Here is a 19,684-nt window from a genome sequence, read left to right on the forward strand (position 1 = left end):
GTGAAAACAGGTTGGCTGTCACGCCATCGCCGGCAAGCCGGCTCCTACAAGGTTCGGGGACAGTCGTGGAAGCAGGTTGGCTGTCAGGCCGTCATCGCCAGCCAGCCGGCCCCTACAGGGGGTGGGGACAGCCGTGAAAACAGGTTGGTTGTCAGGCCGCCATCGCCGGCAAGCCGGCTCCTACAAGGTCCGGGGACAGTCGTGGAAGCAGGTTGGTTGTCAGGACGCCATCGCCAGCAAGCCGGCTCCTACAGGGGGTGGGTACATCCGTGAAAACAGGTTGGCTGTCAGGCCGCCATCGCCGGCAAGCCGGCTCCTACACAAGCAGACTCGCGCCCACCACCCGCTTCTCACCACTCATCAGGCCGAGCGTTAGCTCGCCTTCAGCTTTTGATCTGAGCGCCCCTTCGGGAGGCCGAGTGGAGGTTCTGCGCAGTGGGCAACCCGGCATGGATGCCGGGTTAGCCGCCCCCGGCCATGGATGGCCGATGGCGGCGGGCCCACGGAGCAGGACCGGAGCGAGGGAACGCCGAGCCTAAGCGAGGGGCCGGACGCTGGGGCAAGACTTTTTGGTTCCTTTTGTGGCGTTTGACAAAAGGGACTCGCCGTAAGGGCGAAACCATAAGCGGCCGTTACCGCAGGAATGGATATGTACACCCGAAAGAAAATGGTCCGCCATGAGGCCGCCATCGTCGGAACGCCGCCCGCAGCAAGCCGGCTCCTACAGGAGATCGAGGTGTTGCAGACAGGTGATTTCAGACAATAAAACAAGCGTTAAGCCCCTTGCCCCAACGCCACAGACGTCTACCATCAACCAAATGGAAAATAAGTCCAAATCCCCCTCAAGTTGAAGGACTCGACTACCGACACAGTACTAATAGGGCAAATACTCCAGGCAACAGCATTTCGGCCAACCCACAGGCAAATCCCCCTGTGTTTGATTGTCCCTTTGACTGCCATCACCGGATTGCCAATACTCATGGCAACTTGATGCTACCTGCACGGAACAAGGAATGACTCTTTGAAGCTGGAACTCAAGAACAGCTTGTCGGTGAAGTTGCTCCGGGTCGTGCTCCTGTCGGCATTGATCGTCGGCGTGGTCTTGAGCTGCGCGCAGATCGTTTTCGATGCCTATAAAACACGCCAGGCCGTGGCAGGCGATGCCCAGCGCATCCTCGACATGTTCCGCGACCCCTCGACCCAGGCCGTCTACAGCCTGGACCGGGAGATGGGTATGCAAGTGATCGAAGGCCTGTTTCAGGACGACGCCGTCCGCCAGGCCTCCATCGGCCACCCCAATGAAGCCATGCTGGCGCAAAAATCCCGCGAGTTGCAGCAATCCAACAGCCGCTGGCTGACCGACCTGATCCTCGGCAAGGAACGCACCTTCACCACTCAACTGGTGGGTCGCGGCCCGTACAGCGAGTACTACGGCGACCTGAGCATCACCCTCGACACCGCCACCTACGGACAAGGGTTCATCGTCAGCTCGGTGATCATCTTCATTTCCGGGGTATTGCGCGCCCTCGCCATGGGGCTGGTGCTGTATCTGGTCTACCACTGGCTGCTGACCAAACCGCTGTCGCGGATCATCGAGCACCTGACCGAAATCAACCCGGACCGCCCCAGCGAGCACAAGATTCCACAGCTCAGAGGTCACGAGAAAAACGAACTGGGCATCTGGATCAACACCGCCAACCAGTTGCTCGAGTCCATCGAGCGCAACACCCACCTGCGCCACGAAGCGGAAAACAGCCTGCTGCGCATGGCCCAGTACGATTTCCTCACCGGCCTGCCGAACCGCCAGCAATTGCAACAGCAACTGGACAAGATCCTCGTCGACGCCGGCAAACTGCAACGCCGGGTCGCGGTGTTGTGTGTCGGCCTCGATGACTTCAAGGGCATCAACGAACAATTCAGCTATCAGACCGGTGACCAACTGCTGCTGGCGCTGGCTGATCGCCTGCGGGGCCACAGCGGTCGCCTTGGCGCCCTCGCCCGACTGGGCGGCGATCAGTTCGCCCTGGTTCAGGCCGATATCGAACAACCCTACGAAGCCGCCGAACTGGCGCAAAGCATTCTCGATGACCTGGAAGCGGCATTCGCCCTCGATCATCAAGAGATTCGCCTGCGCGCCACCATCGGCATCACCCTGTTCCCCGAGGATGGCGACAGCACCGAGAAGCTGCTGCAAAAAGCCGAGCAGACCATGACCCTGGCCAAGACTCGCTCGCGCAACCGCTACCAGTTCTATATCGCCAGTGTCGACACCGAGATGCGTCGCCGTCGCGAACTGGAGAAGGACCTGCGCGACGCGTTGATCCGCGACCAGTTCTACCTCGTCTACCAGCCGCAGATCAGCTACCGCGATCATCGGGTGGTGGGCGTCGAAGCATTGATTCGCTGGCAACATCCCGAACACGGACTGGTGCCGCCGGACCTGTTCATCCCGCTGGCCGAGCAGAACGGCACCATCATTGCCATTGGCGAATGGGTGCTGGATCAGGCCTGTAAACAATTGCGCGACTGGCATGACCAGGGCTTCACCGACCTGCGCATGGCGGTGAACCTGTCCACGGTGCAATTGCACCACGCCGAGCTGCCGCGGGTGGTCAATAACCTGCTGCAAATGTACCGCCTGCCACCGCGCAGCCTGGAGCTGGAAGTCACCGAAACCGGCCTGATGGAAGACATCAGCACCGCCGCCCAGCACCTGCTGAGCCTGCGTCGCTCCGGTGCGTTGATCGCCATCGACGACTTCGGCACCGGTTACTCATCGCTGAGTTACCTGAAAAGCCTGCCGCTGGACAAGATCAAGATCGACAAGAGCTTCGTACAAGACCTGCTCGATGACGACGACGATGCAACCATCGTTCGGGCCATCATCCAGTTGGGCAAGAGCCTTGGCATGCAGGTCATTGCAGAGGGGGTGGAAACCATCGAGCAAGAGGCCTACATCATTTCCGAAGGCTGCCACGAAGGTCAGGGCTACTTTTACAGCAAGCCACTGCCGGCGCGAGAACTGGGCGCCTATCTCAAGCAGGCCCAGCGCAGCAACGCGGCTATTTTGTAGGGTTCCTGTAGGAGCGAGCCTGCTCGCGATGAACTCCAAGGCGACGCATTCTTTCAGTCTGCACGCGTTATCGTTCACGTTCATCGCGAGCAGGCTCGCTCCTACAAAGTGCAACATCCGCTATCTGAATAAGAAATATTTCCAAGAACAACTCTTTACACATAATGCGAAAGATTTGCATTATGTCGCAGTTTTGCGCGCTAGCTGCGCCATTCCACCCCCTCTCGAAGCAGGATGTTCGCCATGATTCGTATGCCTCTGGCTACCGCCAGTCTGTTGGCCATCGCTATTTCCCTCGCCGGTTGTGGCGAAGGCAAAGACAAAGCTGCCGCCCCAGCGCCTACGCCAGCCGCCACTACCACGGCCCCGGCCGCTGCGCCTGCGCCAGCTGCTGCCGGCAAAGTCGACGAAGCCGCTGCCAAAGCCGTTGTCGCGCATTACGCCGACATCGTCTTCGCCGTTTACAGCGATGCCGAATCCACCGCGAAAACCCTGCAAACCGCCGTCGACGCCTTCCTCGCGAAGCCGAACGCCGACACCCTGAAAGCCGCCAAGGCTGCCTGGATCGCTGCTCGCGTTCCTTACCTGCAGAGCGAAGTGTTCCGCTTCGGCAACACCATCATCGACGACTGGGAAGGTCAGGTGAACGCCTGGCCACTGGACGAAGGCCTGATCGACTACGTCGACAAATCCTACGAGCACGCACTGGGTAACCCGGGCGCGACCGCCAACATCATCGCCAACACTCAAGTTCAGGTCGGCGAAGACAAGATCGACGTGAAAGACATCACCCCGGAAAAACTCGCCAGCCTGAACGAGCTGGGTGGTTCCGAGGCCAACGTCGCGACCGGCTACCACGCCATCGAATTCCTGCTCTGGGGCCAGGACCTGAACGGCACCGGCCCTGGCGCCGGCAACCGTCCAGCCTCCGACTACCTGGAAGGCAAAGGCGCCACCGGCGGTCACAACGATCGTCGTCGCGCTTACCTGAAGTCCGTGACCCAACTGCTGGTCAGCGACCTGGAAGAAATGGTCGGTAACTGGAAGCCGAACGTGGCCGACAACTACCGCGCCACCCTGGAAGCGGAACCGGTGGATTCCGGCCTGCGCAAAATGCTGTTCGGCATGGGCAGCCTGTCCCTGGGCGAACTGGCGGGCGAGCGCATGAAGGTTTCCCTGGAAGCCAACTCCCCTGAAGACGAACACGACTGCTTCAGCGACAACACCCACAACTCGCAGTTCTACGATGCCAAAGGCATTCGTAACGTGTACCTGGGCGAATACACCCGTGTCGACGGCACCAAGATGACCGGCGCCAGCCTGTCGTCCCTGGTGGCCAAGGCTGACCCGGCGGCCGACACCGCGCTGAAAGCCGACCTGGCTGCGACCGAAGCCAAGATGCAGGTCATTGTCGATCACGCCAACAAGGGTGAGCACTACGACCAGTTGATCGCTGCCGGCAACACCGCTGGCAACCAGATTGTTCGTGACGCCATCGCTTCGCTGGTCAAGCAGACCGGTTCGATCGAAGCTGCCGCTGGCAAGCTGGGCATCAGCGACCTGAACCCGGACAACGCTGATCACGAATTCTGATCAACGCTGGCTGAGTGATTCAAAGAGGCGACCTTCGGGTCGCCTTTTTCATGCCAGCCCAACACAGATCATTGTAGGAGCGAGCGATGCGGCGACCCGACTTGCCCGCGAAGACGGCATCACACACGATATCCTCGTTGACTGACAAACCGCTTTCGCGGGCAAGCCTCGCTCCTACAACGATCGCATCCAACCAATGGACGCCCACCAAACCTGCGCCACATCAACCAAACGATAATTCCTCTTATTCAATCTCCCCTGCCCTGTTAGACTTTGCGCCCTTGTTTTGCTCGTCTTGCAGGATGTCTGATGCCCTCGCTGCCTCTTCGCTTGTCCGCACTGTTTCTGGCCCTGGGCCTGAGTGCCTGCGATGACGCCCCGCGTTTTACCCAGGCCGAACCCGGTGAAGCCAGGTCCGGTGGCAGCGCGACCGTGCGCAAGACTGATCAGAACGCCTTTTCCCTGCCCTCCGCCAACCTGCCGCCGTCACGGCGCGTGGATTTCAGCGTCGGCAACAGCTTCTTCCGCAACCCCTGGGTGATCGCCCCGTCGACCACCACGGCCCGCGACGGCCTCGGCCCACTGTTCAACACCAATGCTTGTCAGGGCTGCCATATCAAGGACGGTCGCGGTCACCCGCCTGCACCTGATGCGGTGAATGCCGTTTCGATGCTGGTGCGCCTGTCGATACCCGATTCACCGACCTACGCCAAAATCATCGAGCAGCAAGGTGTCGTGCCCGAGCCGGTCTACGGCGGCCAGTTCCAGGACATGTCGGTGCCCGGCGTGGTTCCCGAAGGCAAGGTTCGGGTTGATTACACGCCGGTGCCGGTGCGTTTCAAGGACGGCACCGAAGTCGAGTTGCGCAAGCCGACATTGCAGATCACCCAACTCGGCTACGGCCCGATGCACCCGGACACGCGTTTCTCGGCGCGCGTCGCCCCGCCGATGATTGGCCTTGGGCTGCTCGAGGCGATCCCGGAAGAAGCGATCCTCGCCAATGCCGCCGCGCAGGCCAAAGAGAAAAAAGGCATCAATGGCCGACCGAACCAGGTCTGGGATGACGCCCTGCAGAAAACTGTCCTCGGCCGATTCGGCTGGAAGGCCGGGCAGCCGAACCTCAATCAACAGAATGTTCACGCGTTTTCTGGTGATATGGGCCTCACGACCAGCCTGAGACCCTTTGATGACTGCACCGAGGCGCAAACCGCCTGCAAACAGGCGCCGAACGGCAACGGCCCGGACGGCGAACCGGAAGTCAGCGATAACATTCTGCGTCTGGTGCTGTTCTACAGCCGTAACCTTGCCGTACCGGCTCGCCGCGATGTCGGCACACCGCAAGTGCTGGCCGGCAAGACCCTGTTTTTCCAGGCTGGCTGCCAGTCCTGCCACACACCGAAATACACCACCGCCGCCAACGCGGCAGAACCTGAACTGGCCAATCAAGTGATTCGCCCTTACAGCGATCTGCTGCTGCACGACATGGGCGACGGCCTGGCCGACAACCGCAGCGAATTCCAGGCCAGTGGCCGCGACTGGCGCACGCCGCCGTTGTGGGGCATCGGCCTGACGCAGGCAGTCAGTGGCCACACCCAGTTCTTGCATGACGGCCGCGCCCGCAATCTGCTCGAAGCCGTGCTCTGGCATGGCGGCGAAGCAAAAGCGGCCCAGCAACAGGTTTTGTCTTTCAATGCCGAGCAGCGCGCGGCGTTGCTGGCGTTTTTGAATTCCCTTTAAACGTATTCCTTAGCGGGAGCCCTAAATGTTCCGTCCCAAGTTGTTGTTCACCAGCCTTGCCGCACTCGCCCTCGGCGCCTGCTCACCGCAGGATCCGCAGGCTGTCACGTCGGCGGCCATCGCCAAGTCGGTGATCCTGCCGACCTACACGCGCTGGGTTGAAGCCGACCGCCAGTTGGCCGTCAGCGCGCTGGCCTATTGCGAAGGCAAGGAAAACCTCGACACCGCCCGCGCCGATTTCCTGCATGCGCAGAAAGCCTGGGCCGAGCTGCAACCGTTGCTGATCGGGCCGCTGGCCGAAGGCAATCGCGCCTGGCAGGTGCAATTCTGGCCGGACAAGAAAAACCTGGTGGGCCGTCAGGTCGAGCAACTGGTGACCGCGCAACCGCAGATCGATGCCACCGCCCTGGCCAAATCCAGCGTTGTGGTGCAAGGCCTCTCGGCCTACGAATACATCCTGTTCGACAGCAAACCTGACGTGGCCAACGAGGCGCAAAAAGCCAAGTATTGCCCTCTGCTGAAAGCCATCGGCGAGCGTCAGAAACAGCTGGCCGAAGAGATTCTGCAAACCTGGAACAACACCGACGGCATGCTCGCGCAGTTGAGCAAATTCCCGAACCAGCGTTACGCCGACTCCCACGAAGCGATTGCCGATCTGTTGCGTGTACAGGTCACCGCTCTCGACAGCCTGAAGAAAAAACTCGGCACGCCGATGGGCCGCCAGACCAAGGGTGTGCCGCAACCATTCCAGGCTGACCAGTGGCGCAGCCAGTCGTCCCTGACGAGTATGGAAGCGAGCCTCGCCGCCGCCAAAACCGTGTGGGAAGGCGTCGACAACAAAGGCCTGCGCGGCTTGCTGCCAAGCGAGCAGAAACCCTTGGCCGACAAGATCGACGCCGCCTACGCCGCGTCCCTGAAACTGTTCGCCAGCAACCAGCGTTCGCTGACTGAAATGCTCAACGACGACGCCGGTCGCCAGCAGCTCAACGACATCTACGACAGCCTCAACGTCGTCCACCGCCTGCACGAAGGCGAACTGGCCAAGGCGCTGGGCATCCAACTGGGCTTCAACGCCAACGACGGTGACTGATGAGGGCGAGTGCCATGCTGCGACGACAGGCTCTGACGTTAGGTAGTTTGCTGCTGGGAGCAGTGACACTGGGCGGCTGGACGCTGTTCAAGCAAAAGGACAAGAGCCCGCTGCTGCTCTCGGCGCGGGACGATGGCGACGGCAAGCACTACGCCGTCGGTTATCGGCTGGACGGTACGCGGGTGTTCGCCACCCAGGTCGGCCAGCGCTGCCACGACATCATCAACCACCCGACGCTGCCGATCGCGCTGTTCGTCGCCCGGCGTCCAGGCACCGAAAGTTACCTGATCGATCTGCGCGACGGCACGCTGCTGCAAACCGTGGCCTCGCAACCGAACCGGCACTTCTACGGTCACGCGGTGATTCACCAGAGCGGCGACTGGCTGTACGCCACCGAGAACGACACGTCCGATCCCGGTCGCGGCTTGCTCGGTGTGTACAAGTTCGAAGGCGAGCGTCTGGTGCACAGCGGCGAGATTTCGACCCATGGCATCGGCCCGCATCAGGTGTCGTGGATGCCCGATGGCGAAACCCTGGTGGTGGCCAACGGCGGCATTCGCACCGAGGCTGAAAGCCGCGTCGAGATGAACCTCAACGCCATGGAACCAAGCCTGGTGCTGATGCAGCGCGACGGTACATTGCTGAGCAAGGAAACCCTCGCGCAACAGATGAACAGCGTGCGGCACCTGGGGATCGCCAGCGATGGCACCATCGTCGCCGGTCAGCAATTCATGGGGCCGTCCCATGAGTCGTCGGAGCTGTTGGCGATCAAGCGTCCGGGGCAACCGTTCGTGGCGTTCCCGGTGCCCGAGCATCAGTTGCAGGCCATGGGGCATTACACCGCCAGCGTCGCGGTGCACAGTGATTTGCGCCTGATCGCGTTGACGGCGCCGCGGGGCAACCGCTTTTTCATCTGGGACATGGACAGCGGTGAAGTGCGCCTGGATGCGCCGCTTCCCGATTGCGCCGGGGTGGGTGCGGTGGCCGACGGTTTTGTCGTGACCTCGGGTCAAGGCCGATGCCGGTACTACGATTGCCGCCAGACAAACCTTGTTGCAAAACCCCTCGAACTGCCTGCGGGGCTCTGGGATAACCACCTGCACCTCATCTGACTGCCCCGCTCTTGTAGGAGCTGAGCTTGCTCGCGAAGGCGGTGTGTCAGGCACATCCATTTTGCATGTGCCGCCGCTTTCGCGAGCAAGCTCTGCTCCTACAGGTTTTGCGCCTGCCTGTGAAAAGTGGCAGTTGGAATACCCGGCACACTCGGAGTAATGTGCCCGACTGTCTCACCTGATTTTCTCCAAGGAAGTGGAAATATGCTGCGTCGCCGCATGCTGATCATGTTGGGTGTTGTTTTGTTGATCGTGCTGGTTCTGGCCGGTTACAAAGCCTTCTCCATCTACACGATGATTCAAGGCTTCGCTGTGCCGAAACCGCCGATCAGCGTCGCCGTGGCTACTGCTACCGAGCAACCGTGGCAGGAACGCCTGCCTACCGTCGGCACGCTCAAGGCACTGCAAGGCGTAGACCTGAGCCTTGAAACCGACGGCACCGTCATCGATTTGCAGTTCGAGTCAGGGCAGAAGGTCAAGGTAGGTCAACCACTCCTGCGCCTCGACAGCGCCGTGGAAAGTGCCTTGCTGGAAACCGCCCAGGCCGACCTCGGGCTGGCCCAGCTCGATTACGGTCGCGGTAGCCAACTGGTGGGCAGCCAGGCCATTTCCAAAGGTGAGTTCGACCGACTTTCGGCGGTGCTGAAAAAAAGCAAAGCCACGGTCAATCAACTCAAGGCTGCACTCGGCAAAAAAAGCATCGTTGCCCCCTTCAGCGGGACCATCGGCATTCGACAGGTGGACGTTGGCGACTATCTTGCCAGCGGCACCATGATTGCCACCCTGCAAGACCTCAGCAGTCTCTACGTCGACTTTTTCGTCCCTGAACAGTCGGTGCCGAAGATCGCCATCGGCCAGCCGGTTGAAATCATCGTCGCGGCCTACCCGGCGCAGACCTTCCCCGGCACCATCAGCGCGATCAATCCGAAAATCGAGAACAGCACGCGCAACATGCAGGTCCGCGCGACCCTGGCCAACCCCGACGGCAAACTGTTACCGGGCATGTTCGCCAGCCTGCAGGTGATGCTGCCCGACCCGCAGCCACGCATCGTCGTGCCGGAAAGCGCGATCACGTACACGCTGTACGGCAATTCGTTGTATGTGGCAGCGCAGAAAAAAACCGAAGACGGCAGCGTCGAAAAAGACGACAAGGGCCAACCGATCCTGATCGCCGAACGCCGTTTCATCGAAACCGGCGAGCGACGCGATGGGCAGGTGATGATTACCAAAGGCGTGCAGAACGGCGAAAAAGTGGTCACCGCCGGCCAGATCAAACTGGACAACGGCGCGCACATCGCCATCAGCGACGACAAGACCCTGGCCGAGAAGAACAGTCAGCCACGCGCTGACTGATCAAGGAACCCCCAATGGCTTTTACCGACCCGTTCATCCGCCGCCCGGTGCTCGCCACCGTGGTCAGCCTGTTGATTGTGCTGCTGGGCTTTCAGGCCTGGAGCAAGCTGCCGCTGCGCCAATACCCGCAAATGGAAAACGCCCTGATCACGGTGACCACCGCGTACCCCGGGGCGAACGCCGAAACCATTCAGGGCTACATCACCCAACCGATGCAACAGAGCCTGGCGAGCGCCGAGGGCATCGACTACATGACCTCGGTCAGTCGCCAGAACTTCTCGGTGATCTCGATCTACGCGCGCATCGGTTCCAACAGCGACCGCTTGTTCACCGAGTTACTGGCCAAGGCCAACGAAGTGAAAAACCAGCTGCCTCAGGACGCCGAAGACCCGGTACTGAGCAAGGAAGCCGCCGATGCGTCGGCGCTGATGTACATCAGCTTCTTCAGCAAGGAAATGAGTAACCCGCAGATTACCGACTACCTGTCACGGGTCATCCAGCCAAAACTGGCGACCCTGCCAGGCATGGCCGAAGCCGAGATTCTCGGCAACCAGGTATTCGCCATGCGCCTGTGGCTGGACCCGGTGAAACTGGCGGGTTTCGGCCTCAGCGCCAGCGATGTGACCGATGCCGTGCGCAAGTACAACTTCCTCTCCGCCGCCGGCGAAGTGAAAGGCGAGTACGTGGTCACCAGCATCAACGCCAACACCGAGCTCAAATCCGCCGAAGCCTTCGCCGCGATTCCGCTCAAGGTCGACGGTGACAGCCGGGTGCTGCTCAGCGATGTCGCGCGGGTCGAGATGGGCGCGGAAAACTACGACACCATCAGCTCCTTCGGTGGCACGCCCTCGGTGTACATCGGCATCAAGGCAACGCCCGGCGCCAACCCGCTGGACGTGATCAAGGAAGTGCGCAAGATCATGCCGGACCTGGAAGCCCAGCTGCCGCCGAACCTCAAGGGTGAAATTGCCTACGACGCCACGCTGTTTATCCAGGCCTCGATCGACGAAGTGGTGAAAACCCTGTTCGAAGCGGTGCTGATCGTGATCGTCGTGGTATTCCTGTTCCTCGGTGCGCTGCGTTCGGTGGTGATCCCGGTGGTGACCATTCCGTTGTCGATGATCGGCGTGATGTTCTTCATGCAGATGATGGGCTACTCGATCAACCTGCTGACCCTGCTGGCGATGGTATTGGCCATTGGCCTGGTGGTGGACGACGCCATCGTGGTGGTGGAAAACATCCACCGCCACATCGAAGAAGGCAAGACGCCGCTGGACGCCGCCATTGAAGGTGCCCGGGAAATCGCCATGCCGGTGGTCTCGATGACCATCACCCTGGCGGCGGTCTACGCCCCGATCGGCTTCCTGACCGGCCTCACCGGGGCGCTGTTCAAGGAGTTCGCCCTGACCCTGGCAGGGGCGGTGGTGATCTCCGGCATCGTCGCCCTGACGTTGTCGCCGATGATGTGCGCCTTTCTGCTGCGCCACGACGAAAACCCCAGCGGCCTCGCTCATCGGCTGGACCTGATTTTCGAAGGCCTCAAGCGCCGCTACCAGCGCATGCTGCACGGCACGCTCAACACGCGGCCGGTGGTGCTGGTGTTCGCGGTAATCGTGCTGTGCCTGATTCCGGTGCTGCTCAACTTCACCAAATCGGAACTGGCACCGGACGAGGACCAGGGCGTCATTTTCATGCTGGCCAGCGCCCCGCAGCCGACCAACCTCGATTACCTGAACACTTACACCGACGAGTTCGTCAGCATCTTCAAGGCGTTTCCCGAGTACTACTCATCGTTCCAGATCAACGGCTTCAACGGCGTGCAATCAGGGATTGGCGGTTTCCTGCTCAAACCGTGGAACGAGCGTGAGCGCACGCAAATGCAGATCCTGCCTGCGGTCCAGAGCAAACTGGAAAGCATTCCAGGGTTGCAGATTTTCGGCTTCAACCTGCCTTCCCTGCCGGGAACCGGCGAAGGGCTGCCGTTTCAATTCGTCGTCAATACCGCCAACAATTACGAGTCGTTGCTGCAAGTGATGGACCGGGTGAAAAAACGCGCGATGGAGTCCGGCAAGTTTGCCTTCGTCGACGTTGACCTGGCCTTTGACAAACCCGAAGTCGTGGTCGATATCGATCGGGCGAAGGCCGCGCAAATGGGCGTGTCCATGCAGGATCTGGGCGGCACGCTGGCGACGTTGCTGGGCGAGGCGGAGATCAACCGGTTCACCATTGAAGGTCGCAGCTACAAAGTCATCGCGCAGGTCGAACGGCCCTTCCGGGACAACCCCGACTGGCTGAACAACTATTACGTGAAGAACACCAAGGGCGAACTACTGGCCCTGTCGACCCTGATTACCGTGACCGACCGGGCACGCCCACGGCAACTGAATCAGTTCCAGCAGCTCAACTCGGCGATCCTGTCCGGGGTCCCGCTGGTGAGCATGGGTGAAGCCCTCGACGCGGTGCGTCAGATTGCCCGGGAAGAGGCACCCGCAGGTTTTGCCGTCGACTATGCCGGTGCATCGCGGCAGTACGTGCAGGAAGGCAGTGCGCTGTGGGTCACTTTTGCCTTGGCATTGGCGATCATTTTCCTGGTGCTGGCGGCGCAGTTCGAAAGCTTCCGCGACCCACTGGTGATTCTGGTGACCGTGCCGCTGTCGATCTGCGGCGCTCTGATTCCGCTGTTCCTCGGCTGGTCGAGCATGAACATCTACACCCAGGTCGGGCTGGTGACGTTGATCGGATTGATCAGCAAGCACGGGATCCTGATCGTCGAGTTCGCCAACCAGTTGCGCAAGGACAAGGGCCTGACGCCGCGCGAAGCGGTTGAGGAAGCAGCGGCCATTCGTCTGCGTCCGGTGCTGATGACCACCGCGGCGATGGTGTTTGGCATGGTGCCGTTGATCATTGCCACGGGCGCGGGCGCTGTCAGCCGGTTCGACATCGGCACAGTGATCGCCACGGGGATGTCGATCGGGACGCTGTTTACGCTGTTTGTGCTGCCGTGCGTGTACACGTTGCTGGCTAAACCCGATAAACCATAAAAAGCTGTGTAGGAGCGAGGCTTGCCCGCGAAAGCGGTGTGTCAGGCACGACGCCTTCGCGGGCAAGCCTCGCTCCTACAATAACGGGCATAAAAAAGGCCTCGCATTTGCGAGGCCTTTTATTTGGGCTTCAATCTGGTCAACTCTGCGGCCTCAGTCCTTGAGAAAGTCCGAACATAAACAGTAATAAATCATGATCGGGTTGGGTTGCAACGGTCGCCTTCGCAACCCGTGGCATCGGACAACGCACGTCCCCGCTCACTGAACTGAGGACCTGCGTGCGGGGCTGCTCCCAAGCCGCCACCGCCAGTGAAGCAACTGCCAAGGCTCCTATCAGGAACAAACCTCTAGCAATTTCGAGTTTCATTGCTATAAACCTTTGATAGCGCTGCCAAACGCCATCTCATAAAGGTAGACGAGATTTTTCCAGTCCGTGTCGCTGAACGACGAGTGGCGGCGCAGTTGCCGCATGTCATGGGTAGCGGCGCGACGGGCGGTCAAACGCTTCCGGCTCTTCTCCAGATCGAGCATGGCAATCTCGACGTTGGCGGCCTCGCCCTCACCAGTGACGCGTACGAATACGTGCTTCATATAGAGGCAGCCGTGCTGCCAGCGGCCCTTGTGCATGCGAGCCAGATTCTCGGCCAGATCCTTCAGGACCCGATCATGCACCGCCTCGCCATGACGTTCGCGACCACCACCTGCATACCAGTGTTCGATTTCTTCGAAACCGTCCAGTGCCTTGGTCACCAGCAATGCGCGCCACTTGTGAACCGGGTCATGCTGCGCACCGCAGAAAACGATTTCCGGAACGCGCACGTCGATCAGGCGCATGCCCATGAGCGCATCTCGCTCACGCAACACCGTCGGCCGACCGAAAGGATGCAGCCAACTCCGATAGATATGTCCGGTCTGACGTTTGACGTAAAGCAGTTGTCCCTTGCTGCTCTTGATACGCTGCACGCCACTTTCGCCGCCGCGACGGACGTTGGGTTCTTCAACCCACTCACCGCGCTGATTCCAGAAATAGTCAAAGCGGTCTTGGGAAGCGACGTCCGTTTCTGCTGCACACTGCACTGCCATTGAGTTACCTCTTGCGTAATACATAAACCCGCCACATGGCATAGAGCGGTAAAAAGTCCAGTTGTTCCTGGACTCGAAAACCCGCCTGCTCGAACTCCTTTTCGACCGTAGCCGCCGGTAACACAAATCGGTTTTGGTAACCGAGATGCCCACGTGTTTTTTCAAGCCGCCTGCGTTTCCAGGCTTTGAAATTGCCGTCCACCCACAACGAAATAATCACGCTGTCACGCGTGACGCGTTCGAACTCACGCAAAATGGCCTGTCGATGCTCGGCTTCACCGATGTGGTGCAGCAAACGCATACAAAAAATGCTGTCGACGGCGTTATCAGGCAAGGCAATGTCGAACGCAGATGTGTGCAAGGGTTGTACCCGTTTCACCACATCGGCCGGTTGCGCCTTCAAAGCGATTTTCAGCATGGACTCGGAGTTGTCCGCACCGATAATCACCCGATTGGCTTTTTCCGCCAGTAGTGGCCAGAAGCGCCCGGCACCGCAGGGTAAATCGAGAACCAGGCCAGGTTCACCGGCCAATGTCAAAGCCTTGCGCGCCAGTTGCTCGTCACGCCAATGGGACAGTCGGCGACCGAGTCCGTCCTGATGTTTGCGCAGGTATTTCTGAGCGTGTTGATCGTCGTATTTTTCGGAAAAATCAAGTTTGATCGGGCCAGCCATCACGAAGGGCTCCTGCGTTTCTGATGACCACTACCCTAAGGAATGGTGTGTCAGCGCCAGGTCATGCCTTCGTGAAAAAATCGTGGTGTAAAACCCCGACTTATTTCGAGGTTTTACAGGTTGATGGCAGTGGCCGAGGGCCACCAACGAAATCAACTATCGCGCTGACTCAACGTCACCTGAAAACGACAGCCATTGGGCTCCATGTTCGTCAGGCTGACATTCCACCCCTGGTTCTCGCAGATCCGCTGCACCAGCGACAGGCCCAGCCCCAGTCCTTCACCGCGCTTCTCGTTGCCACGCACGAACGGCTCGAACATCGCCTCGCGTTTTTCCTCGGGAATGCCCACACCACTGTCCTCGACCGTGAAACCGGCGGTCGTCAGCGTCAAGCGGATGAAGCCCCGTTCGGTGTAATGCAGCGCGTTACGCAGCAGGTTCCCCATGACTGCGTGCAACAGGGTTGCGTTGTAGCAGGTGCTGGCCGGATTGCCCGGTTCAAATATCAGCGACAGCCCTTTTGCCTCGATCGGTTCTCGCCATAAATTGAGCAGCCCGCCGGCGACCTGGCTCAAGGACTGCTGCGGCGCCATGCTGGCGTCTTCATGTTGGGCGCGGGCCAGCATCAGGAAGGTTTGCACCAGCTCACGCATCTCTTCGCAGGCGCGGGCGATTCGTTCAACCTGAGCCCGACCCCGCTGGTCGATGCCGGGGTTTTCCAGCAACAGCTCACAGGAACTGGCCAGCACCATCAACGGCGTGCGCAATTCGTGGCTGACGTCGCTGGTGAACAATCGCTCCCGGGTCAATGCCTGCCGCAAGCGCCCGAGGGTGGCGTCGAAGGCGACCGCCAGCTCGCCCACTTCATCAGCGGCGTAGTCCGGTGCCAACGGGGGCGCCAGCCCCAGGAGCTGATCGCGGTGACGCACCTGCCGAGCGAGGCGCACCACCGGCGCCATCACTTTGCGCGCGAGGACCCAGCCGAGGAACACCGCCAACGCCAGGCTCAAGACGAAGCCCACCAGCACCACCGCAAACAGCACCCGCTCACGCTCTTCGAAATCACTCTGGTCTTGCAGCAGCACATAATGCCGGCCGTCGACGACTTCGACCATCGCGTGATACGACAGCTGCTCCCGGAACACCTCGTGAAAACCCGGCTCCAGATGACGCAAATCCTTGGGCAAGTCGAAATCGCCCGGCCCGCCGCTGAAGTAGAACAGCTGGTCTGGTTCGGGGCGATGGCTCCAGTCCGAGACACTGTCCATCAACAACAGGCGTTGCAGATCGCCACCCAGACCTGCAGAAATCAGTTTTTCTTCCACCAGGTGCACGGTTGCCACAATGCCCATGGCGAAGGCGCCTGCCACCAATGCGCTCATCAGCGCAAAGGCGATGATGATCCGTTGAGCAAGGCTCTGTTTAAACTCCATCACGGCCCTCGGCCAAGCGATAACCCACACCGTGTACGGTTTGCAGCAACGGCTTGGCGAACGGCTTGTCGATCACCTGACGCAATTGGTGGACGTGGCTGCGCAGGCTGTCGCTGTCCGGGCAGTCATCGCCCCACAGGGCCTCTTCGAGAATTTCCCGGCGCAAGACGTGCGGGCTTTTCTGCATCAGCACGGCCAACAGTTTCAGGCCGACCGGGTTGAGTTTCAGCAAGCGCCCTTCGCGGGTGACTTCCAGGGTATCGAGGTCGTAGCTCAGATCGCCGACTTGCAGGGTACGACGACCGCCGCCCTGCGCCCGGCGCATCACCGCTTCGATCCGCGCGGCGAGTTCAGACAGGGCGAAAGGTTTGATCAGGTAATCATCGGCCCCGGACTTGAAGCCTTGCAGCCGGTCGTCCAGTTGATCGCGAGCGGTCAGCATGATCACCGGGGTGTCACGACGAGCGTCTTCGCGCAGGCGTTTGCACAACGTATAGCCGTCGATGCCGGGCAACATGATGTCGAGCACGATCAAGTCGTAGTGCTCGGTGGCTGCCAGGTGCAGGCCAGACAAACCGTCCTGCGCGCAATCCACGGTGTAGCCTTTGAGCCCCAGGTAATCGGCCAGATTGGCCAGGATATCGCGGTTGTCTTCAACCAATAGAATTCGCATGGGCACCTCCTCCGTACACAGTAACGGCCGTCTTGGCCCGCGCAGCTTAAGGCCTGGCGTGGCGCAGAGCCAGAACTGTGTGCAGTGGCCAAACCCATTGATAAACCCGGTGTGACGTTGACGATTTTTTCACTATCGGTTCACACGGCAGCGACAGAAACAGGCCCAAACTCCGCGCGGCTGCGCTCTCAAGAACATTTAACCGACCAAGGAACTGCCATGGTTTCGACCACTGCCCGCCCCGCCTCTCGCCCTCTGAACTTCTGGGTGTGCCTGGGTGTGCCCGCCGTTGCGGCGATCATTCTGGTGCTGCTCGAACTGACGTCCGTGGACATGGACCTGGCGAGGATGTTCTACGACCCGGCTGCGGGGGATTTCATCGGACGGCACAGTTACTTCCTCGAAAACATCCTGCATGACCGCGCCAAACAGGTGGTCATCGCGTTTTCAGTGTTGGCCATCTTCGGCTTCATCGGCGCCTTTTTCATCGACCGGCTCAAACCGTTCAAACGGGAACTGGGCTGCCTGGTGCTGTCCCTTGGCCTGGCGACCTCTTTTGTCACGCCCGTCAAAGCGGTGACCGCGGTTCAATGCCCATGGAGCCTGGAGCAATTCGGCGGTCATGAAACCTACAGCGAACTGCTCAGCCCGCGCCCACCTACCGAAAAACCCGGCCGTTGCTGGCCGGGGGGTCATGCCGCCACCGGTTTCACGTTGTTTGCGCTGTTTTTCGTGCTGCGCGACCGACGTCCGCGTCTGGCGCGCAAGGCGCTGGTGTTCGCGTTCGCGCTGGGCACGGTGTTTTCCATCGGCCGGATGCTGCAGGGCGCGCATTTTTTCTCGCACAACGTGTGGACAGCGATTTTCTGCTGGCTGATTTGTCTGGGGTCGTATTACTACATCCTTTATCGACCTGCGTTGAAGGCTGATCGAGTAACCAAGGCAGAACCTGTCGGCGTCTGATCTGACGCCTTCGCGGGCAAGCCTCGCTCCTACAGGTTCTGCGTGATCCTTGTAGGAGCGAGGCTTGCCCGCGAAGGGGCCCTCAAAAGCAACACAACTTTCCGGCACGCAATAAAAAACCCCGCCTGCTTTCGCAGGCGGGGTTTTTTCGTACGGGGTAAGGCTGGCTTACATCATGCCGCCCATGCCGCCCATACCGCCCATGTCTGGCATGCCGCCGCCAGCTGGTGCGTCTTCCTTGATCTCGGCGATCATGGCTTCGGTGGTGATCATCAGGCTGGCAATCGACGAAGCCGCTTGCAGAGCCGAACGAGTCACTTTGGCCGGGTCCAGGATACCCATTTCGATCATGTCGCCGTATTCGCCGGTGGCAGCGTTGTAACCGTAGTTACCCGAACCCTGCTTGACCTTGTCCACAACTACGCTTGGCTCGTCGCCGGAGTTGGCAACGATCTGGCGCAGTGGAGCTTCAACAGCGCGACGCAGCAACTGGATGCCAACGTTCTGGTCATCGTTGTCGCCTTTCAGCTCGGAGATAGCCTGCAGAGCGCGAACCAGTGCCACGCCGCCGCCAGGTACCACGCCTTCTTCAACGGCTGCACGGGTAGCGTGCAGGGCGTCTTCAACGCGGGCTTTCTTCTCTTTCATTTCAACTTCGGAACCAGCGCCAACCTTGATCACTGCAACGCCGCCGGACAGCTTGGCCAGACGCTCTTGCAGTTTTTCACGGTCGTAGTCGGACGAAGTGTCGGCCACTTGCTGACGGATCTGCAGAACGCGAGCCTGGATGTCAGCCTCAACGCCGGCACCGTCGATCACGGTGGTGTTTTCTTTCGACAGGATCACGCGCTTGGCATTACCCAGGTGTTCCAGGGTAGTGCTTTCCAGGCTCAGACCGATCTCTTCGGAGATAACGGTACCGCCAGTCAGAACAGCGATGTCCTGCAGCATGGCCTTGCGACGGTCGCCGAAGCCTGGAGCCTTGACGGCTGCGACTTTGACGATGCCACGCATGTTGTTCACAACCAGAGTCGCCAGGGCTTCGCCTTCAACGTCTTCGGCCACGATCAGCAGTGGACGGCCGGCTTTGGCAACGGCTTCCAGTACTGGCAGCATTTCGCGGATGTTCGAGATCTTTTTGTCGACCAGCAGGATCAGCGGACCGTCCAGCTCGGCAGTCATGGTCTCTGGCTTGTTGACGAAGTACGGGGACAGGTAGCCACGGTCGAACTGCATGCCTTCAACAACCGACAGTTCGTTTTCCAGGCCCGAGCCTTCTTCAACGGTGATCACGCCTTCTTTACCGACTTTTTCCATGGCTTCGGCAATGATGTCGCCGATGGAGTTGTCGGAGTTGGCCGAGATGGTGCCGACCTGAGCGATTGCCTTGGTGTCAGCGCATGGCTTGGACAGGGCTTTCAGCTCTTTGACGATAGCGATGGTCGCTTTGTCGATACCGCGCTTGAGGTCCATCGGGTTCATGCCGGCAGCGACGGCTTTCAGGCCTTCGTTGACGATCGATTGAGCCAGAACGGTAGCGGTGGTGGTGCCGTCGCCTGCGTCATCGTTGGCACGGGAGGCAACGTCTTTGACCAGCTGCGCGCCCATGTTTTCGAAGCGATCTTTCAGCTCGATTTCTTTGGCAACGGACACGCCGTCCTTGGTGATGGTCGGAGCGCCGAAGCTCTTCTCGATGATCACGTTACGGCCTTTAGGGCCCAGGGTCGCTTTTACTGCGTCAGCCAGGACGTTTACACCGGCGAGCATTTTCTTGCGGGCGGAGTCGCCGAATTTAACTTCTTTAGCAGCCATGATCGATATTCCTTAAATACTTTGTAGTAGCGGGAAAATGAGCGGGGA

General features: G+C 60.1%; 14 protein-coding genes. 8 read left to right on the forward strand and 6 right to left on the reverse strand.

Annotated features, from left to right (window positions below; translation table 11 throughout):
• Positions 1 to 1,021: 1,021 nt before the first annotated feature.
• The 7 genes from IB246_RS12360 (at position 1,022) to IB246_RS12390 (ending at position 12,999) form a co-directional block, all read left to right on the forward strand.
• A complete protein-coding gene (locus IB246_RS12360; protein ID WP_008036514.1) occupies positions 1,022 to 3,073 on the forward strand; it encodes a putative bifunctional diguanylate cyclase/phosphodiesterase in 2,052 nt (683 codons plus the stop codon).
• Between the two features lie 243 nt (positions 3,074 to 3,316).
• On the forward strand, positions 3,317 to 4,666 hold the full coding sequence (locus IB246_RS12365) for an imelysin family protein (RefSeq protein WP_008032101.1): 1,350 nt from the start codon (positions 3,317 to 3,319) through the stop codon (positions 4,664 to 4,666).
• Positions 4,667 to 4,975: 309 nt separating this feature from the next.
• Positions 4,976 to 6,403, forward strand: a complete 1,428-nt coding sequence (locus IB246_RS12370) for a di-heme oxidoredictase family protein (protein WP_008036513.1) — start codon at positions 4,976 to 4,978, stop codon at positions 6,401 to 6,403.
• 25 nt (positions 6,404 to 6,428) lie between these two features.
• Positions 6,429 to 7,493 carry an imelysin family protein gene (locus IB246_RS12375; RefSeq protein ID WP_008036511.1) on the forward strand — a complete coding sequence of 355 codons (1,065 nt, stop codon included), beginning with the start codon at positions 6,429 to 6,431 and terminating at the stop codon, positions 7,491 to 7,493.
• 14 nt (positions 7,494 to 7,507) lie between these two features.
• Entirely contained in the window at positions 7,508 to 8,605 is a 1,098-nt protein-coding gene (locus IB246_RS12380; protein ID WP_008036485.1) for a DUF1513 domain-containing protein, read from the forward strand.
• 204 nt (positions 8,606 to 8,809) lie between these two features.
• Complete coding sequence (locus tag IB246_RS12385; protein WP_008036476.1) at positions 8,810 to 9,958, forward strand: efflux RND transporter periplasmic adaptor subunit; 1,149 nt, start codon at positions 8,810 to 8,812, stop codon at positions 9,956 to 9,958.
• Between the two features lie 14 nt (positions 9,959 to 9,972).
• Positions 9,973 to 12,999 (forward strand): multidrug efflux RND transporter permease subunit, encoded by a 3,027-nt coding sequence (locus IB246_RS12390; protein WP_008036474.1) that lies wholly within the window; start codon positions 9,973 to 9,975, stop codon positions 12,997 to 12,999.
• 139 nt (positions 13,000 to 13,138) lie between these two features.
• Here the strand turns inward: IB246_RS12390 and IB246_RS12395 are convergent, their stop codons facing one another.
• From IB246_RS12395 to colR, 5 genes are all read right to left on the reverse strand, one after another.
• A complete protein-coding gene (locus tag IB246_RS12395; protein WP_032832295.1) occupies positions 13,139 to 13,366 on the reverse strand; it encodes a hypothetical protein in 228 nt (75 codons plus the stop codon).
• A 2-nt stretch (positions 13,367 to 13,368) separates the two neighbouring features.
• Positions 13,369 to 14,082 carry a lipopolysaccharide kinase InaA family protein gene (locus tag IB246_RS12400; RefSeq protein WP_008036472.1) on the reverse strand — a complete coding sequence of 238 codons (714 nt, stop codon included), beginning with the start codon at positions 14,080 to 14,082 and terminating at the stop codon, positions 13,369 to 13,371.
• 4 nt (positions 14,083 to 14,086) lie between these two features.
• Positions 14,087 to 14,755, reverse strand: a complete 669-nt coding sequence (locus tag IB246_RS12405) for a class I SAM-dependent methyltransferase (RefSeq protein ID WP_008036471.1) — start codon at positions 14,753 to 14,755, stop codon at positions 14,087 to 14,089.
• Between the two features lie 152 nt (positions 14,756 to 14,907).
• The gene (locus IB246_RS12410) at positions 14,908 to 16,188 is read right to left on the reverse strand and encodes a sensor histidine kinase (RefSeq protein WP_008036469.1); all 1,281 of its coding nucleotides are present in this window, start codon (positions 16,186 to 16,188) and stop codon (positions 14,908 to 14,910) included.
• Complete coding sequence (colR, locus tag IB246_RS12415; RefSeq protein ID WP_008032118.1) at positions 16,178 to 16,861, reverse strand: two-component system response regulator ColR; 684 nt, start codon at positions 16,859 to 16,861, stop codon at positions 16,178 to 16,180. The genes IB246_RS12410 and colR overlap by 11 nt, the downstream gene beginning before the upstream one ends.
• Positions 16,862 to 17,080: 219 nt before the next feature.
• On the opposite strand from colR, the gene IB246_RS12420 reads away from it, so the two are divergent.
• Positions 17,081 to 17,824, forward strand: coding sequence for a phosphatase PAP2 family protein (locus tag IB246_RS12420; RefSeq protein ID WP_008036466.1), 744 nt, complete (start codon positions 17,081 to 17,083; stop codon positions 17,822 to 17,824).
• 168 nt (positions 17,825 to 17,992) lie between these two features.
• On the opposite strand, the gene groL is transcribed toward IB246_RS12420, so the two are convergent.
• Positions 17,993 to 19,636 carry a chaperonin GroEL gene (gene groL / locus IB246_RS12425; RefSeq protein ID WP_008032122.1) on the reverse strand — a complete coding sequence of 548 codons (1,644 nt, stop codon included), beginning with the start codon at positions 19,634 to 19,636 and terminating at the stop codon, positions 17,993 to 17,995.
• Between the last annotated feature and the right edge of the window lie 48 nt (positions 19,637 to 19,684).

The organism is Pseudomonas sp. PDM01 (assembly GCF_014852325.1).
Lineage (GTDB): Bacteria > Pseudomonadota > Gammaproteobacteria > Pseudomonadales > Pseudomonadaceae > Aquipseudomonas > Aquipseudomonas migulae.

Bases quoted from the DNA above. Each gene is read 5' to 3' on its own strand.
- IB246_RS12365 (WP_008032101.1), top strand. From the start codon at position 3,317: ATGATTCGTATGCCTCTGGCTACCGCCAGTCTGTTGGCCATCGCTATT.
- IB246_RS12370 (WP_008036513.1), top strand. From the start codon at position 4,976: ATGCCCTCGCTGCCTCTTCGCTTGTCCGCACTGTTTCTGGCCCTGGGC.
- IB246_RS12375 (WP_008036511.1), top strand. From the start codon at position 6,429: ATGTTCCGTCCCAAGTTGTTGTTCACCAGCCTTGCCGCACTCGCCCTC.
- IB246_RS12380 (WP_008036485.1), top strand. From the start codon at position 7,508: ATGCTGCGACGACAGGCTCTGACGTTAGGTAGTTTGCTGCTGGGAGCA.
- IB246_RS12385 (WP_008036476.1), top strand. From the start codon at position 8,810: ATGCTGCGTCGCCGCATGCTGATCATGTTGGGTGTTGTTTTGTTGATC.
- IB246_RS12390 (WP_008036474.1), top strand. From the start codon at position 9,973: ATGGCTTTTACCGACCCGTTCATCCGCCGCCCGGTGCTCGCCACCGTG.
- IB246_RS12395 (WP_032832295.1), bottom strand. From the start codon at position 13,366: ATGAAACTCGAAATTGCTAGAGGTTTGTTCCTGATAGGAGCCTTGGCA.
- IB246_RS12400 (WP_008036472.1), bottom strand. From the start codon at position 14,082: ATGGCAGTGCAGTGTGCAGCAGAAACGGACGTCGCTTCCCAAGACCGC.
- IB246_RS12405 (WP_008036471.1), bottom strand. From the start codon at position 14,755: ATGGCTGGCCCGATCAAACTTGATTTTTCCGAAAAATACGACGATCAA.
- IB246_RS12410 (WP_008036469.1), bottom strand. From the start codon at position 16,188: ATGGAGTTTAAACAGAGCCTTGCTCAACGGATCATCATCGCCTTTGCG.
- colR (WP_008032118.1), bottom strand. From the start codon at position 16,861: ATGCGAATTCTATTGGTTGAAGACAACCGCGATATCCTGGCCAATCTG.
- IB246_RS12420 (WP_008036466.1), top strand. From the start codon at position 17,081: ATGGTTTCGACCACTGCCCGCCCCGCCTCTCGCCCTCTGAACTTCTGG.
- groL (WP_008032122.1), bottom strand. From the start codon at position 19,636: ATGGCTGCTAAAGAAGTTAAATTCGGCGACTCCGCCCGCAAGAAAATG.